Genomic DNA, 15,679 nt, shown 5'->3' on the forward strand with positions numbered 1-15,679 from the left:
CATGCAAATGTGTCTCGGCCTCTTTGTTTTCAGCCTCGATACCCTTTCGTATCAAGAGCTGCAGCGCCGTACCTCTTGGAAGCACCCCACCCAGAGCATTGTGGGCGGGCGCGATACCTCGCAATACCTGGGCTATGGCGAGGACATCATCACCCTGAGCGGCAGCATGGTCCCCGAGTTCAAGGGCAAGCCCGCCAGCCTGGACGAGTTGCGCCGCATGGGTAACACCGGCTTGGCCTGGGCACTGGTGGAGGGCAGCGGCACCATCTACGGCGCCTATGTCATCACCGAAATGCAGGAAACCAAAACCTTCTTTGAGGTGGACGGCACGGCCCGCAAGATTGAATTCAGCCTGACCCTACGCCGCATCGACCAGGACGATGAGGGTGACGGCGGCTACTCCGATGAAATGGGCGACTTGGAAACATCCGACGCCGTGAGCATGAGTTAAGGGCAGGCCATGAGCGATATTTCCGACATCCGCGCCACCCTGCCCACGGCCAGCACCACAGGCAGCAGTAACCGCCGCCTGTTCCTGCAGCTCACGCCCATCTGGCGCGTGACGGTCAAGGGCCAGGATGTTTCTGACCGCTTCGCACCGCGTCTGGTCAGCCTCAACATCACCGACAACCGCGACGGGGAAGCCGATGAGGTGGAAATCGTCATCAGCGACCATGACGGCGCCGTGGAGCTTCCCGAAACCGGCGACCCCATGACCGTGGCCATAGGCTGGCAGCTCAGTCCTGGCAGCGGCCCCTACCGGGCGCCAACGGCAGACGAAATGGGCGGCTTTCCCCTGGGGCTGGTAGATAAGGGCAGCTACACCATCCAGGCCGTGGAATACAGCGGAGCCCCGGACACTATCACCCTGCGCGGCCGTGCGGCCAATATGCTGGACGAGCTGCGCACCCTCAAGGACCGCAGCTGGCACAAGACCACCGTGGGCACCATCGTGCAAAGCATTGGTGCGCAGAACAAACTCAAGGTCAGCATTGATAAGGAGATTGCCGCGCGCAAGATTGGCCACGCCGATCAAGCGCAGGAGTCCGATGCCTCCTTTCTGCGCCGTCTGGGAAAGCAGATGGATTGCCTGTGCAACATCAAAAACGGCACGCTGCTGTTTAGCCAGGCACGCAAGGCCCGCACACCCAGCGGTAAAGAGCTGCCGCCCGTCACCATCACCCGCGATGCAGGCGACCAGCACCGCTGGGCGCGCTCAGACCGTGACTCGTATAGCGGCGTCAAAGCCTTCTACAACAACATCAAGCGCGGCACCCGCTCCAGCGTAGTGGCAGGCATCAGCGGCCGGGCCAAGACCTTGCGCCAGACCTATGCCAATGAGGCGGACGCCTTGGCCGCCGCCCGTGCCGAATGGCTGCGCATTCAGCGCGGCATCTACTCCTTTGACATCACCCTGGCCTATGGCCGTGCCGATGTCATGCCCCAGCGGCCGGTGATCGTCAGCGGCTGGAAAAAGCAGATCGATGAAACCGTGTGGATGGTCACCGCTGTGCGCCACAGCCTGAGCAACAGCGGCTACATCAGCCAGCTAACGCTGGAGACTCAGCAGAGTGAAGGGGTTGATGGAGGGGATGAGGCAGATCCAAGCTAAAGGAATTACTTGGATAATTTATTTAACTTTAGCAACTCGAATTTCAAATCATTAATTGCTTTTGTCGTACTTGAATACTTCTGCCAAATTTTATTCTCTTTTCTTACATCTGCTGGAGTAGCCGCCCCTGACAATATATATTTATAGATAAAGTTTTGAAGAATACTATTCCTTATCGCAAATAATGAAAAATAAAAGAATAAGCACAAAGCAAAAAATATAAGAATAGCAGAAAAGGCTTTTTGCATATTTATTGTAGATAATAGATATTTATAATCTTTATCATACTTAATTAAATCACATATGACAGCCCTATCATACAAAGTAATTTCTTTAGGAAATACTGCCTTAATATTACCCTTATTCTCACACACCGTCTTATTAAAAGTAATTCCGTGAGTTATCGCTTTATCTTTATAATATTTGAACTCAAGTTCCGTTTTCCGTACAGTTAGATAAGCAGCTTTACTATTATATTGATAGTACGACGTCAGGAACATATTTATAAAAACAGATCCTACGATTGCAACGATTGATAACCAGCTTATTGCATTAAAATTTTTATATGGAAAACTCATGCTTTCCATACAAAAGAATCTTGAAATTTTAAAAAACTCTCGCTCAGGAATTTTATTGAAATCAATCCATTTCTTTAAACCTGAAAAATCGTCAAAGCTTCGTATCTTCAAATTTGTTTTAAAGGCATATATTTCCAAGTCAGAAACACGCTCCCACTGGCTGGACATTTCTTTGTTGATAAATTTATCAGATCCGCCAGATAACCTCCATAAGCGATCAACTAGAAAATAGGAGGATCCAGCCTTACACACCGAATAAAATATCAAAGATGCAAAAGATAAAATTACAACTAATGCAGCAATAATTCCATATTGCTCAACTATTTTATTAATTGCATTAACCGGTATCGATTCCATTATCGTCTCTTAATTTATTTTATAACCCGACAGGAATAAAATATAATCACCAAAAATGTTTATGTATTTTTTGGAAGGCACTTAGTTTTGGCGCGTGGTCAGGCCAGCCATCCTCAACGCACTGTTCCCATTCGCACAAAGCCACAAGCGTTTTGATACACGGAGGCTCATCGCTATTAATTTGGCTACGTACTTGCGACCAATGTGCAATATTCTGCGATGCCACATCAGCAATAGGCAGCTTTTCAATTTCACCAATCAATTGCTGCGCCCGCTTGGCCAGCTCAATATGGCGCAGCTTACAATCGCCGTAACGCACCAGCAAGGCCAGTATCGACAGTACTGCGACCACTGCCCCTGCCACCCATACCTCGGCGAAAAACTTAGCGAATAATGCCAAGCCCGCCAAAGTGCAGACAAACTGCGTGCTTAGATCACAGAAGTTAAAAAACCACTCCCGTTTTTTGTGATATCGAAAAGTGACTTTGGCCCAATGCAAAATATCCCATCGATCCCGCTCGAATGGAGTGGGATCGGTGGGGCTTGGATGCACGACTGCAGCGGGGGTAATTGATTTATTGTTCATGACTCCATGTTCACAACACAGTAAATACAAGCCAAATCAATGCTTGCGTACTTGCTGCAGGTACACCCATAGCGAGCGCTACCTCATCGTCTAGGCGGAGGTGGTGGAGCGATGTTGCGCTGAACATCATGATTTCGTTCGATTCGCCCACCATCGTTGTTCACATTGGGCGCCGGTGGTGGTGGCGGAGGAGGTGGCGGGGGAGGTGGTGGGGGGGGATTTCTACGAATATCAACCATATGTCCCTCTCTAGACGTGGTCTGCGTTGAAAAATCTACTAAAAAGGCGAGTGCTCATCTAAGCCTCATCGCCGCACATAACTCTTGCGCCCCGAATCCGAATAGCAATACTGCCCACCGCGTGGCCCGGTGCAAATACTTCCGCTACGGCAACTGCAATCACCGCCGGCGGATTGGGTGGGCTTAGGCTGCGACGTCAGCCCCAGCGCGCGGCTGGCACCGCCGCCCATCTCTGCGCTGCAGTTGCGTTTAGAGCCGCTAACGGAGCCGTCATTGCAGATAAACAGCTCACCCTGGCAATGCGATACACCGCCCTTACGGCCTGAGCATGGATAGTTGGCAGCATTCGCCTGGGCAACGGTCGTAGCCAATACAAGACAAGCGCAGGTAGCCCTGAATAAGCGCGCAAACATAGCGTCGCCTATTTAGAGAAAAATCTGCACTAGCGTTGAGGTGGGGCCGGTGGACAGCCCAACGCGCTTGCCAGCAAACTTGCCGTCGCGCACGGGGTCGCCGTTCTTGGCGCTTTCCAGCAACTGACGTGCGGAGTCTTCGCCAAGCGCATAGGTCAACACCTGAGCGGCCAACTGCAGGTTTTCGGCGTTCTTTGCTTCAAAGGTCTCGCCGTCGTCGTCCCTGAAAAACTCCCAATACACATTCACACGACCGCGGCGGAATTCAAGGCCGAAATCCGGCCCGCACACGCTCTTGCCGCACTTGTCGGTCAGGAAGCTATAGCCCTTGCCATCATTAAGGCGGGTTTCGCTGACCACAGGGCGGCCAACAGCGGCGATCATTCCCGCCTCATCCAGCTGAGCTGCACGCGGCGCTTGTTGGGTTGCCTCGACGGTGCTGCTGCCGTCGTGCGGCGCGCAACCTGCGAGCAATCCCAATGCAGCAGCGACCAAGGCTGTGAAAAGACCTCGCCGCGTTGAACGGGCGTTCTCTAAAACCAGCATTGCACTCCCCCTCTTTAGTGAGCCGCAGTCTCTCTGGACCGTCAGCCCGAAAGTCGGTTCTTACCTATTTCTCTTTCTGTTCTGACGAAAAAGCGAGCTTCGCAACAGCTTCCAGGGCAGCACGGCCTTCGGAGGTGCTGTTACGCCACGCTTGCAGCAGTTCACGCTCAGCGGGCGCAAGCGTTGTTTCCGATGCATTGGCCCTCTGTCCCGTGACCACATAGAGCACATCAACGCCAAGACCGGCCATCAGTGCCAAAACGCTGGCATTCGGTGTGGCTTCGCCCTTCTCCCATTTGAGCAAGGCACCTCTCGACACATTGCATGCCTCTGCAAATGCAAGCTGTGGCATAGCTAGACGGAAGCGCTCTTCTTTGATTCGCTCGCCTATAGGCTCACAAAATTCATCCATGATGTATTGACATGCTCACTTTTGTGAGCGAAGATGCTGTTACGTTGTAAATCTCAGTTCTCATCGTACATGACCGCCACCGCCAACCTGCAGACATCCACGCATGCCGCTCTTACTGTGGCCTCTGTGGACAAGCCCATTGCCATTCGCCTGGGCCAGCAAGAGCTGGACGAAGTGCTGCAATTGGCCCGCGCAGAGGACCGCCCTGCGGGCAACTTTGCGCGCATGGTCTACTTGCTAGGTCTGGCCGTGTACCGCGAGCAAGGCTTTCTGACACTGCAGGCCGATGTGGCCCAGCCGGCCCGCAGCCGCTGGCAGGCCGCCAGTGGTCTGGTCAATGAAAAGCCGATTGCCATGCGCCTGCCACCTGCCGAGCAGGCCGATGTGGAAGAAATGGCCCGTAACGAATCGCGCCGCCCCGGCAACTTTGCGCGGGCCGTGTTTCGCATGGGCATGCCGATCTACCGCCAACGCATACAGCAGCGCGCTGTGGCCACGCCCACAGTGGGTGCTGTCAGCTATGAGTGAGGTGCCCATGGTCGAAAACGATCCTTTCAATGCAGAGCCCGGTCTGCAGGCGCATCGTAGTTTTGCGCAGGCTGCCCTGGGCGTAGGCGTGCGTAAGGTCAGCATGGGCGTGGTGGAGTCTCAAGCTGTGGGACAAACCGGGCAAGGCTGTAACACTGCGAACGGTCAGGCCGTGGCACCCACCAAGAAGCAGCCGCCGCTTGTTCTTGACCCCAAGCCCAAGAGCATCCCGCGCGACAGAACGCGCCTGCGCTGCCCGCATTGCAAGTCGCCTTGCAACTCGCGCACCAGCTTTGAAACCAGCGCGTTGACTCGCACTTTCATCTATTGCTGCACCAACTACGAGTGCGGCCATACGTTCAAGGCAGTCATGGAGATTCACTACACGATCTCCCCCAGCGCCACCCCTGACCCGGCAGTGAACCTGCCCATATCCACCCATGTGCGCCGTGACTTGGTACGTACCCAGATGGATGTTGCGCGCTCTGCAGACCATGTGCCCGAGCACACCGAGCCGGTAACGGGCGACCTGTTCGCAGGCATACCGCCCGACCCGCCGCGCACTTAGCGCCCTAACCGCTTCCCCTTTCCACACCGCTGACAGAGCCAGTTTGCTGGCCCTGCGGCCCTTTTCACGCCCAAAAAACTGGAGAAACACCATGTCAGCACTTCAAGCACTCTGCATAAGAGCAAGCAGCAACCGTTACCGGGTGCGCCATGTTGACGGCCAAGGTGTGGCGCGCGTGTTTGTGATTACCTCGCTCAATCGTGCATTGGCGCAGTCATTCGTCGAACGGAATTACGGCGACCCGCTATTTCTGAGCGCCGTGCGCCTGTCTGCCTGAGGCGTCTATGGACTTGGGCCACATCTCGATTCAGCAGTTTGTGGAGGCACTGGCCAAGGCCAGCCCCTCACTGGCGCCTGCGCGAATGAATGCGCCGGCAGTGCTGCACCCTGCCCCTGCGCCAATCCTGCGGGAGGAATACCGCGACCTGACCCCGGAAGCATGCCGCAAGCGCCTGCGCAAGGTACAGGACGAAATGGTCAAGGACGTGACCAAAGGCAGATTCAGCGACGTTGAGAGCCGTGAATGGCATGCCTTGCCAGAGAAATATCGCGCGCTCTTGCTGCTCATCAGCGGCTTTCAAGCTGATGACTATGAGCAGCTCGGCATCGTGGCCACGCGCGCATGGCAAGAGTTCACGCCGCCCGAACGTCAGGCGGTGAAGTCTGAATTGCGCGGCCTGCATGCAGCAGTCCAGCACATCAGCGCATTGCGAACGAGGACATGAGCATGACCTCACGCGCGCCCAAACACCCAGCCATTGATGCACAGGAAGCCGAGAAACTGAAGGCGGAACGCCGTGCCGAGGCACTGCGGCCGTGGAATCGGCTCAAGTGGCATCGCGGCATGGTTGAGCGCGCCTTTACGGCATTGGAAAAATCGCTCCCACCACAGTGGAGCCAGCCGATCCGATTGCTTGGATTGGGCAAAGCGGAGTCCACGGAGGGCGCGCTTGCTCCCATGGAATGGGAAGCCAGCTATGACGCTTTGCAGGCCATTGATGAATTTGCGGCCAAGTATGGGCGCGCTGGTGAATGGAACCTGAGTGATTGGGAAATCTGCCAGATGGCCAAACGACTGGCCCACGGCGTTGGTGAGATGGACTCGGGCGCTCAGTCAGAAGAAATCCAGATGGATGTGGCGGGCCGAGTTGACATGCTGCGGCTGATGCTCCGCATGTTGGGCTTGCAAGAGTCAGCCCCCTTGGTGGGCGAGCCTGCCATCAAGCGTGGCATGGATGAGTCTTGGTGGCGGCGCATGCTGCGCAAGCATGTCGCCCGCACAGTGGAGGCGGGTGCTGTGCGCCTTGGGCTGGTCAACCGTATGAACGGCGGCTATGCCAGTGACGCCACGGTGCGCAGCCGTCTGGGGCAGATCGAGCGCAATCAGAACGCTCTCAAGCAAAGCCTGTTCAAGAACGAGGCAGGTCAGATATTCACACTGGCGGAGCTGTCTGCCTTGTCTCCGTCCAACCCCGTCATTCGTGGCGGCGAGCTGATGACGCGCATTCGTGGCGCAGAAGAGTATGCCGATGCCCGCAACCATGTGGGCCTTTTCCTCACTCTGACAGTTCCAAGTCGCTTTCACCCCGTCACGCTGGGTGCTGGCGGCAGGCCGCGCCCGAACAAAAACTATGACGGGGTGAGCACACCACGCGACGCCCAGCAGTGGCTGCGCAAGATGTGGCAGCGTGTTCGTGCCTATCTGGGCCGAAAAAAGGTGAATGTGAAGATGTACGGCATCCGCGTGGCGGAGCCGCATCACGATGCCACACCGCACTGGCATGCCCTGGTGTGGGCCGAGTGTGAGGCCCATGCCCAGATCATTGAGGCAGCTATCCGTAGATGGTGGCTGAGTGAAGACGGCGACGAACGCGGTGCAGCCAAGAATCGCGTCAACATCAAACGCATGATCGGCGGCGGTGCTGCTGGCTACGTGGCTAAGTACATCGCCAAGAGCGTGGGCCATGCGGCTCTTGCCGATCATCTGGACGTTGTGCAAGGCCAGCTCTGGGATGTGGCACAGAATGAAATGCCAGGGCATTGCCGTGTGGACGCCTGGGCCGCTTGCTGGGGAATTCGGCAGTTTCAAGCCATCGGAATGCCCAGCGTCTGCGTCTGGCGAGAGCTGCGCCGAGTCGGGAAAGACCAGATCGATGCGCTGCGCCTGGACGGCGACAAGACCACTTGGAAGGCCTGGGGTGCATGTCACAAGCACGGCGAAGACATCAAAGCCGACTGGCGCCTATTCATGGAGGCGATGGGCGGGCACTGCGTTGGCCGCAGGAACTGGTATCTGCGCATTACGCGCCGCCCGATCCGCAACTATGAGCAGGCAGCTGCAGAGCTAAAAGCCAATCCTGAAAAGTCGCTCAAGCCGCTGGCTGGCTCCGTCAATCAATACGGCGAAATCATCAAGACCGGCCGTGTGGTGGGCCTGCAGACCCTGCAAGGCCGCTGGCTCATTTCACGCCGTATTGCATGGCGCAGCATCCATGCAGCCACCGAAGCATTCGACCCCGAGAAATGCACCGACTCCGACAGCGGCAAGACGCTGGCATTAGGCGATGCACGCGCGGCTCTGCCGCGCGCTTGGACTGGTTTCAATAACTGTACGCAGCGCCTAAACGGCGACACCTGGCGCAAGCTTTTTGGCCGCGGCAACCACGAGGCAGAGGACTGGACAAGTCCCGACAGCCCCGATTCGGTCCTGTACCAGCCCAAAACGATGGCCCAACGCTTCCAGCAAGCGGCCCATTTCTTCCAAACCACCCATTGATCCATCACAGGAGGACTCGCCATGCACGCAAAACGCACCGAACCCAGCCGCGCAGCCGTCAATCCGGCCGCTGGCTTCAAGTACACGCGCGCCGAGAGCACCGACTTGGCCAAGCGCTTTGCCGCCATCCGCCGCGAGCAAGCCAAAGCCCAGCGCGAAGCCGCTGCCACCGAGTTCGCCCAGGCCCAGCAAGCGCTGGAGCTGGAGCCGACCGCCCAGGTTGTCCCACTTTTCAAGCACGCCGTCTAACCCAACCCACATCAGGAGGTAACACCATGGACCAGAACATCACCGCTCTGCATAGCTATCGCGCCATCCTCATCCCTGCCAACACGGCCGGCAACGTGGAGGCGTTGGCCGACGCGGGCCTGCTACCCACCATCCGCATCAAGGCAGGCAATCCCACCCAGGCCAAAGTCAATGCTCATGTGGCCAGCGGCCAGGGCGTGCTGCGTGTTGAGCGCGTGGAGGGCTGAACCATGAATATGAGTGGCACACAGCAATTTTCCGAAGCGCTGCAAGTAGTGATCGGCCGCCTAAACGCCGACCTGCGCGAAGCCACGAATAAGGTTGAGCACTTGCCAGCCAGCGAATGGCAGAGCCAACACGGCCGCGCGCTGATGAACCACGAGCAGGAACTGCACACCGCATGGGTCGTTCTGGACGGTATGCGGTCCACGCAGGCTGCGGCTACCGCAGCAGAAGCGCCCGGCGTCTGGAGGACTGAGCAATGAACACGGTGAACCTTATTCGACTGATCGTCCTCAAGCTGGCACTGCTTGGCGGTGGCGCCATGGGCTGGGCCTTTGCGCGCCACTACATCGCAGACAGGGTGCGCCACATGGGCCAGATTCTGCTGGGCAAGCAAGACCTGCGTTGCATCTTCTCCATGCTGGAAGTCATGCAGGCCCGCCAGGGTGCAAAGCGTGTCTATCTGTCCGGGCCCATGAGTGGCCTGCCTGAGCTGAACTATCCGACCTTCAACGACAAGGCTGCCGAGCTGCGTGCGCGCGGCTGGCATGTGGAGAACCCAGCAGAGAACCCCGCCCCGCCCTGCGGCTCCTGGCGCGGATACATGCGCATGGCCCTGTGGCAACTGGTGAGCTGCGAGGCCATCTACCTGCTGCCCGGCTGGGAAAACAGCAAGGGCGCCCGCCTGGAATACAGCATTGCCCAGTCCCTGGGCCTGGAGGTGATCGAGGCCGCCATCAGCATCCACATCAACAGCACGAACAAGGCCACAGCCTGAGCACTGGAGAAAAATCATGAATCAATCTACTTGGGTCACCATCGAGAAAGCCGGCTTTGAAACAGGGCTGCCGGAATCCTTTTTCCACGAACGCACAGGGCTTTCCGGCATCTGGCCAGAAGGTCCGGTCTGGAAATGGTTTGGAGGCCGCAAGCTCATCAACATGAACGGGTTCTATGCGTTGGTCGACAAGACGCCCAGCGTGCGCAGCAACCGAGGCCGCAAGAAGGCAAAAACATGCCAAGAGCAGTAGCCAAAACCACAGGGGTGATTGTTCGGGAGTCACACCTGCAGATCGACCTGCGCGCTCAGGGCTTCGGGCGCGAGCGCCTGGACTTGGCGCCTACGCCAGCAAATATCCAGTACGCGGCCCGACTGCGACTGGAGATACTGGCCAAGATCGAGCGCGGGGCATTTGCCCTGGCGGACTACTTCCCGGACTCGCCGCGCGCCGTCAAGGATGCGCAGTCCCTCACCTTCAAGCAGTTGGCCGGTGAGTGGCTGCGTGTGAAAAAGCCGCAAGTGCAGCACAGCACTTTCCACCACTATGAGCAGACCTTGACCAGCTACCACTACAACGAGCTGATGGAAATGCGGCTGGCCAGCCTGGACTACCGCGCGTTGATGAAGCTGCTGGCGGACTTCCCGTCCAATGGCAAGACCTTCAACAACGTGGCCACCGTGTTGCGCCAGGTGCTGGAATACGGGTTCAAGGCCAAGCTCGTGGCAGAGCCGTTGCATGACCATGTGCAGATGCGCCGCCATCAGAAGCCAGGGCCGGACCCGTTTCCGCTGCATGAGGTCAATCAGATCATCCAGTCCATGCCTGCCGGTCAGGCTCGCAACTATTTCGAGCTGGCTTTCTTCTCGGGCATGCGGCCGTCCGAGCAGATTGCGATGCAGTGGAGCAAGGTTGACCTCAAGGCCGGGAAAATGCTGGTCGATGCCGCCAGGACGCGCGGCGAGGAAAAAGGAACCAAGACCGGCAACACCCGCACGGTGGAGCTCACTGCCAATGCCCTGGAGGCATTGCGCCTTCAAAAAGCGAGCAGCCACAAGAATGCCGTCTATGTGTTTGAGACTGAGCAGGGCAAGCCTTTTGGATCCACTGACATTCCACTGGATGCATGGTGGCGCCCTACCGTCAGCGCGCTGGGCCTGCGCTACCGCGATGCCCGCCAGACCCGCCACACATTCGCAACCATGTGCCTGATGGCAGGCATCACACCGGGCTGGGTGGCCATGCAGATGGGGCACTCCATAGAGATGTTTTTCCGCGTGTACAGCCGATGGATTGAAGGTGCAGACCAAGGAGCTGAGAAAAGAAAACTTGACTCCTATCTAACTCAGGGGGCTCATCCACACCAGCCTTGCTGAACTGGAAGGGTGTATCTGTAACTGCATCTCGCGCCAGTGGGTGACCAGCTTATTGCGGCGGCAGCGCCCCAATCGTCAGCCAAACCCAAGTGATATGCGAAGATGCGAAAATCATATTTAGCTATGTCAGTCAAATTGAGTTCTAACCTAATCAATGCCACTTCTATTGAGGGGATTGATCTTTTTTGCGGTGTCGGAGGCCTCTCATGCGGGCTTGCTGCTCAAGGGATTCGCGTGGTTGCCGGGATCGACGTAGACCCCGCCTGCGAGTACCCATATGAAGCAAACCATGAAGACGCAAAATTCCTGCTGCGCGACGTCACCTCAATAAGTGGCCAGGAACTGAATGCACTGTGGTCGCCAGGTGCCGTACGCTTGTTAGCTGGATGCGCACCTTGCCAGCCGTTCTCTAGCTACGCTAACACAGCCACGGTCGATAAAGCCAAGTGGCGTTTGCTTCGGGAATTCGCTCGCCTCGTGGATGAGAGTCAACCGGACCTTGTTACCATGGAAAACGTTCCACGGCTTCAGAAGGCACAACCTTTCAAGGACTTTCTGCGAGCCTTGAAAAGAGGCGGCTATCAGGTGGCTTACGCAGTGGTGAATGCGGCTGACTACGGAGCTCCCCAACAGCGAAAACGGCTAGTGCTGGTAGCCTCCCGAGTGGGTCCTGTATCTGTACCTGAACCAACCCATAAAGGGTCCGGAAATTGGGTGACAGTGCGTCAAGCCGTTGGACATCTGAAGAGACTCAAAGATGGTCAAGCATGCAAAAGCGACCCACTGCATATCGCATCGACTCTTTCAGAACTAAACCGTGCACGCATTCGAGCAAGCAAGCCCGGAGGTACTTGGCGCGACTGGCCAGACCATCTAGTGGCTGCTTGCCATCAACGCGAAAGTGGCAAGCACTCCGCAGGTGTCTACGGTCGCATGGAGTGGGACAAGCCTGCACCTACTATGACGACCTTGTGCAATGGATTTGGTAACGGCCGCTTTGGACACCCCGAGCAGCATCGAGGCATATCTCTGCGCGAAGCAGCCATTTTTCAGTCCTTCCCGGAGTCCTATCAATTTATTCGGGAAGGCGAAAAGGCAACCATCAAGACTGTTGCGAGGCTGATCGGAAATGCCGTCCCACCGAAGCTTGGAGAAGCGGTCGCAAAGTCCCTTCAAGCATCAGTAGCTGCTGCTTCGGGCAAGACTTCGGGGGCGACTGGCGGCTCAGCCAAGTAACGCTGACCCACAAGGTATTGATTGACCTCCGTGGCAATGTTACGCAGTGTCTGAAACACTGCGTCGTAATCTGACTCCAAGGAGTCGACCGACAGGTCTCGACCAAGGTCTGTGAAGCTTTTTTCGCCGTGAGCTAGGAGATTTCTCTTAGATTTGACTGCCTGCAGAGCAGGGCTTGTCAGGTGACTAGGTGGCCTATCGTTTTGCGTTTGAGCCAATACGCCAAACTTTCTAAGCTGTTCATAGAAGACGAGGCCATCCACGCTTCCGGAGATGCCATCGACCCGTTTATCTTTGGCATTTGTGCGGCTTTGCCAGTCTGCAATCCAGTAAGTGAACAAGCTCTGATGTAATGGAGCAGCAGAGGCGAGTACCGTTGTACTCTTGTCCTTCTTGATCGTCTTTAAGACAACTTTTAGTAGGTCCCCGTTGAGAGCATCGACACTGGAGCAGTTATTTCCAATAACGTCATGAATCTCATCCAATAACTGGATCAACGTTGCCTCTGCAGTGCTATACAGAAGCAAAACGAGATTTGCCTTGAGCGTGTGAGTAAGCTCATGGGACAGCGGAAAAATGAGTGCACCGTCCTTCGCTCTTAGTTCAGCGCGCCGTTCAATAGCAACCTTCAGAAACGCCAAGTAGGTGGTAATTTCAATACTGCGCTCATCTAAAAGTGCTTCAGTCAATGGCACGCGGCTCATGAGAAAAGTCCCTGTTGTACCGTGCCTTCCTCATCAGGTTCGTCCGGTGGAGCATCGGCGTTCGCACTAGCTTCAACCTCCCCAGTCTCCGGATCTTCCTCGAATTTATTGCCCAATAGGTTATCGCGCACATAGTGAATGCGGTTGATGAGCTTCGGCCTGGAGTTGCTGGCATCAGAGCGGGTATGCTTGATAAATTCCTTACTGTCTAGCCATTTAAGTACCTCACTGGGGACAAGGTCAGGATTTTCGCGAAGTGCAAGCGAGACACCAACTGCAATGGCCTCGAAACGAATGCGAGGCACAGTGTTGTAGCCAACGCGTTTGAAGCCATTAGGGAAATACTGAGAAACAAAGTTCAACATACGCAGGAATTCATCAAGCATTCCCTGCTTTTCTGCATCATTGAAGCTCTTGTTCTTATCCTTTAAGTAGTCAGTTAAAAAGGTATCTACACTCTTTTGGAATGCTAGGTAATTGTTCAAGTACGCAAAATACCGTAGCGCAAATTCCTCATATTCCTTGCGCTTAGCGTTTCTATCGCTCAACGGGACAAGGGCTTTAAAATCCGCAATGGCAGCACATTCAGTGATAAATGCCATATATGGACCGTCGACCACGCCTCGGCGGACCTCCATGCCCGTCAGCTTGGTCCCGCCGGAGTTCAGGCGATCAAACATTTCACGACGAGCGTCCTCATCCGCCTTCTCAGTCAGCTCAATGACACGAATAGTGGTTCGCGTGAATCGCATTTGCCGTGGCTTGCTGAGATCCGAAAATCGCATGCCAATCGCTGCCGTGAGCTTTTGCAAATCAACCAACTGCAGCCTGTTTGAGAGGAAGTTGTCCAAAGTTCTGATACGTTGGGATCCGTCGATGATCTCAAGGGCACCTTCGCGATCTCCTTGCCCTACATCAGCAGCGAAGATGAACGGCACAGGTAACTTTATGAGAATTGACTCAATGAAGCGCGACTGCTGCTTCGCTGACCAAACCATCTCGCGCTGATAGTCTGGAATGAATATTTCCGACTCATCTGTCTCGCGACCATTAGTGAATTTTTCAACCAACACGCCGATTGGCCACTCCTTGATCTCGTAGTCAGTGATCTTCTGTAGCTCTTCAATCTGCCCGTCGACAATGTTCGCCCTGTCGCCATCGACCAGCTGTAGCTGTGCGTTATCCGGCATGCCTGTCCCTTGATAAATCAAAATAATAGTTATCTAGGCTATCTAAGTTTGCATAGGTCGAGGGAGCCTCAAAACCTTGATAGCACATCAATGTTGCCAGATGTTACCCGCTTGGGTGCCTACAGCCAAATAGCAGGCCTCCTGAGCAACTTGACTATGGGACGCACTTGACACCAAGAGGCCTGTCAAAAGGTAGCGGCCTACTACTCAGTCTGCTTCGATCAGCGTCAAATGCCTTGCTTAGACCGTGCCATACAAATGGGACATGAGGTGGGACATGCGGCCCCAAAAAACTGAACTTCATCAAAGTTCGCCTTTGACTCCACGGAGTGAAGGCAGACAGAAAACCACCGAACCTTACATAAAACGGGTTCGATTCCTGTCGGGGACCATTTTCTAGTCCGGTAGCTTCCAAAGGCTTCCGGACTTTTTTATTTCTCCTCTGAAAACGGCCTTTTTCTTTCCACTGAAGTCCATCAGAGTCCAATGGCATCCACGCATATGTGGGGGCACATTTGGGGGCATGCTTTCAAAAATTGGGGGCACATTTCATTTGTGCCCCCAGATCCTGCCGATGTACCCCCAAGGATCCGGGCCAGATACCCCCACAGGCCAGGTTCACTTAACCCCCTGCGGTTGCCATCTCAAAACTTACGACTGCACAACTCTGCTGATTCGTAGAGTTCAGATCTTCACTTAACCCCCCTTAGCAACCCGCTGAACAGTCCGACAACGCGGCTCGAATTACCCGCTTCCAAGCCATGCAGGAAGGACCCGTGGCCGGTCTTACTACACAACCCCCTATAGAGGGCCGTAGAACAGCGGGCACATGCGGCTCGAATTACCCGCTTCCAAGCTATGCGGGAAGGACCCGTGGCCGGTCGTACAACACAACCCCCTATAGAGAGCCGCAGAACAGCGGGCACATGCGGCTCGGGGCATCCGCGTCATAGAGAAATGCTTTTGGGCATGCCCTGCAGGCCGTGACCACAGCCATGCTGGCCCCTATCGGCTCCAGAAGGCTGCCCAAGCACTGTCTTCTCTGGTGCCATGCCTGCCTCACTGCCACCCGTTGCAGCGCACAGAAGGCCTTGCCCAGCCCCCTCCGGGGCCACCGCTCAAACTGCATTCGTTCGGTCAAAACTCGTTGAACAGGCGCGGCAACTGCATGCACTCATGCAACTTTCCTCGGGATATGAATCTTTTTTAGTGGGAACGCGGGAACAAACGCAAATAACGTTTACAAGCCTTTGAATTCATTCAATAAAAGTGTTCCCACTCGCAGTGGGAACAGCCAAATTCTCAGTG

At 55.7% G+C, this 15,679-nt stretch carries 21 protein-coding genes; 14 read left to right on the forward strand and 7 right to left on the reverse strand.

Features of this window, described 5'->3' with window-relative positions:
* Position 1 precedes the first annotated feature (1 nt).
* Together AC1RTQ_RS01330 and AC1RTQ_RS01335 are read left to right on the forward strand one after the other, a co-directional pair.
* On the forward strand, positions 2 to 451 hold the full coding sequence (locus tag AC1RTQ_RS01330) for a phage tail protein (RefSeq protein ID WP_492873799.1): 450 nt from the start codon (positions 2 to 4) through the stop codon (positions 449 to 451).
* Positions 452 to 460: 9 nt separating this feature from the next.
* The gene (locus tag AC1RTQ_RS01335; protein ID WP_492873800.1) at positions 461 to 1,612 is read left to right on the forward strand and encodes a contractile injection system protein, VgrG/Pvc8 family; all 1,152 of its coding nucleotides are present in this window, start codon (positions 461 to 463) and stop codon (positions 1,610 to 1,612) included.
* Between the two features lie 5 nt (positions 1,613 to 1,617).
* On the opposite strand, the gene AC1RTQ_RS01340 is transcribed toward AC1RTQ_RS01335, so the two are convergent.
* From AC1RTQ_RS01340 to AC1RTQ_RS01360, 5 genes are all read right to left on the reverse strand, one after another.
* A complete protein-coding gene (locus tag AC1RTQ_RS01340; RefSeq protein WP_492873801.1) occupies positions 1,618 to 2,547 on the reverse strand; it encodes a DUF6216 family protein in 930 nt (309 codons plus the stop codon).
* 46 nt (positions 2,548 to 2,593) lie between these two features.
* The gene (locus tag AC1RTQ_RS01345) at positions 2,594 to 3,133 is read right to left on the reverse strand and encodes a hypothetical protein (protein WP_492873803.1); all 540 of its coding nucleotides are present in this window, start codon (positions 3,131 to 3,133) and stop codon (positions 2,594 to 2,596) included.
* Between the two features lie 304 nt (positions 3,134 to 3,437).
* Positions 3,438 to 3,785, reverse strand: a complete 348-nt coding sequence (locus AC1RTQ_RS01350) for a YdcA family protein (RefSeq protein ID WP_492873804.1) — start codon at positions 3,783 to 3,785, stop codon at positions 3,438 to 3,440.
* A gap of 12 nt (positions 3,786 to 3,797) precedes the next feature.
* Positions 3,798 to 4,331, reverse strand: coding sequence for a hypothetical protein (locus AC1RTQ_RS01355; protein ID WP_492873806.1), 534 nt, complete (start codon positions 4,329 to 4,331; stop codon positions 3,798 to 3,800).
* 64 nt (positions 4,332 to 4,395) lie between these two features.
* Positions 4,396 to 4,743: a helix-turn-helix domain-containing protein gene (locus tag AC1RTQ_RS01360; RefSeq protein ID WP_492873808.1), complete on the reverse strand. Its 348-nt coding sequence runs from the start codon at positions 4,741 to 4,743 to the stop codon at positions 4,396 to 4,398.
* Between the two features lie 69 nt (positions 4,744 to 4,812).
* Here AC1RTQ_RS01360 and AC1RTQ_RS01365 point away from each other — a divergent pair, with 69 nt between their 5' ends.
* From AC1RTQ_RS01365 to AC1RTQ_RS01420, 12 genes are all read left to right on the forward strand, one after another.
* Positions 4,813 to 5,271 carry a hypothetical protein gene (locus AC1RTQ_RS01365; RefSeq protein ID WP_492873810.1) on the forward strand — a complete coding sequence of 153 codons (459 nt, stop codon included), beginning with the start codon at positions 4,813 to 4,815 and terminating at the stop codon, positions 5,269 to 5,271.
* Positions 5,264 to 5,839: an Ogr/Delta-like zinc finger protein gene (locus tag AC1RTQ_RS01370; protein WP_492873812.1), complete on the forward strand. Its 576-nt coding sequence runs from the start codon at positions 5,264 to 5,266 to the stop codon at positions 5,837 to 5,839. Before AC1RTQ_RS01365 ends, AC1RTQ_RS01370 begins: the two co-directional genes overlap by 8 nt.
* Before the next feature lie 91 nt (positions 5,840 to 5,930).
* Positions 5,931 to 6,116, forward strand: a complete 186-nt coding sequence (locus AC1RTQ_RS01375) for a hypothetical protein (protein ID WP_492873813.1) — start codon at positions 5,931 to 5,933, stop codon at positions 6,114 to 6,116.
* A 13-nt stretch (positions 6,117 to 6,129) separates the two neighbouring features.
* Positions 6,130 to 6,564, forward strand: a complete 435-nt coding sequence (locus AC1RTQ_RS01380) for a hypothetical protein (protein ID WP_492873815.1) — start codon at positions 6,130 to 6,132, stop codon at positions 6,562 to 6,564.
* Between the two features lie 2 nt (positions 6,565 to 6,566).
* The gene (locus tag AC1RTQ_RS01385; protein ID WP_492873816.1) at positions 6,567 to 8,615 is read left to right on the forward strand and encodes a replication endonuclease; all 2,049 of its coding nucleotides are present in this window, start codon (positions 6,567 to 6,569) and stop codon (positions 8,613 to 8,615) included.
* Between the two features lie 21 nt (positions 8,616 to 8,636).
* Positions 8,637 to 8,864 (forward strand): hypothetical protein, encoded by a 228-nt coding sequence (locus AC1RTQ_RS01390; RefSeq protein WP_492873817.1) that lies wholly within the window; start codon positions 8,637 to 8,639, stop codon positions 8,862 to 8,864.
* A 26-nt stretch (positions 8,865 to 8,890) separates the two neighbouring features.
* Positions 8,891 to 9,091 (forward strand): hypothetical protein, encoded by a 201-nt coding sequence (locus AC1RTQ_RS01395; protein ID WP_492873818.1) that lies wholly within the window; start codon positions 8,891 to 8,893, stop codon positions 9,089 to 9,091.
* A gap of 3 nt (positions 9,092 to 9,094) precedes the next feature.
* A complete protein-coding gene (locus AC1RTQ_RS01400; protein ID WP_492873819.1) occupies positions 9,095 to 9,349 on the forward strand; it encodes a hypothetical protein in 255 nt (84 codons plus the stop codon).
* Positions 9,346 to 9,864: a DUF4406 domain-containing protein gene (locus tag AC1RTQ_RS01405; protein ID WP_492873821.1), complete on the forward strand. Its 519-nt coding sequence runs from the start codon at positions 9,346 to 9,348 to the stop codon at positions 9,862 to 9,864. Before AC1RTQ_RS01400 ends, AC1RTQ_RS01405 begins: the two co-directional genes overlap by 4 nt.
* A 16-nt stretch (positions 9,865 to 9,880) precedes the next feature.
* On the forward strand, positions 9,881 to 10,117 hold the full coding sequence (locus AC1RTQ_RS01410; protein ID WP_492873822.1) for a hypothetical protein: 237 nt from the start codon (positions 9,881 to 9,883) through the stop codon (positions 10,115 to 10,117).
* A complete protein-coding gene (locus AC1RTQ_RS01415; protein ID WP_492873823.1) occupies positions 10,102 to 11,241 on the forward strand; it encodes a tyrosine-type recombinase/integrase in 1,140 nt (379 codons plus the stop codon). Before AC1RTQ_RS01410 ends, AC1RTQ_RS01415 begins: the two co-directional genes overlap by 16 nt.
* A gap of 123 nt (positions 11,242 to 11,364) precedes the next feature.
* Positions 11,365 to 12,477: a DNA cytosine methyltransferase gene (locus tag AC1RTQ_RS01420; RefSeq protein ID WP_492873825.1), complete on the forward strand. Its 1,113-nt coding sequence runs from the start codon at positions 11,365 to 11,367 to the stop codon at positions 12,475 to 12,477.
* On the opposite strand, the gene AC1RTQ_RS01425 is transcribed toward AC1RTQ_RS01420, so the two are convergent.
* A complete protein-coding gene (locus AC1RTQ_RS01425) occupies positions 12,414 to 13,181 on the reverse strand; it encodes an MAE_28990/MAE_18760 family HEPN-like nuclease (RefSeq protein WP_492873826.1) in 768 nt (255 codons plus the stop codon). The genes AC1RTQ_RS01420 and AC1RTQ_RS01425 overlap by 64 nt on opposite strands.
* Positions 13,178 to 14,371 (reverse strand): GmrSD restriction endonuclease domain-containing protein, encoded by a 1,194-nt coding sequence (locus tag AC1RTQ_RS01430; protein ID WP_492873827.1) that lies wholly within the window; start codon positions 14,369 to 14,371, stop codon positions 13,178 to 13,180. The genes AC1RTQ_RS01425 and AC1RTQ_RS01430 overlap by 4 nt, the downstream gene beginning before the upstream one ends.
* Positions 14,372 to 15,679 lie beyond the last annotated feature (1,308 nt).

It is taken from the genome of Comamonas sp. GW821-FHT11H03, from assembly GCF_058807955.1.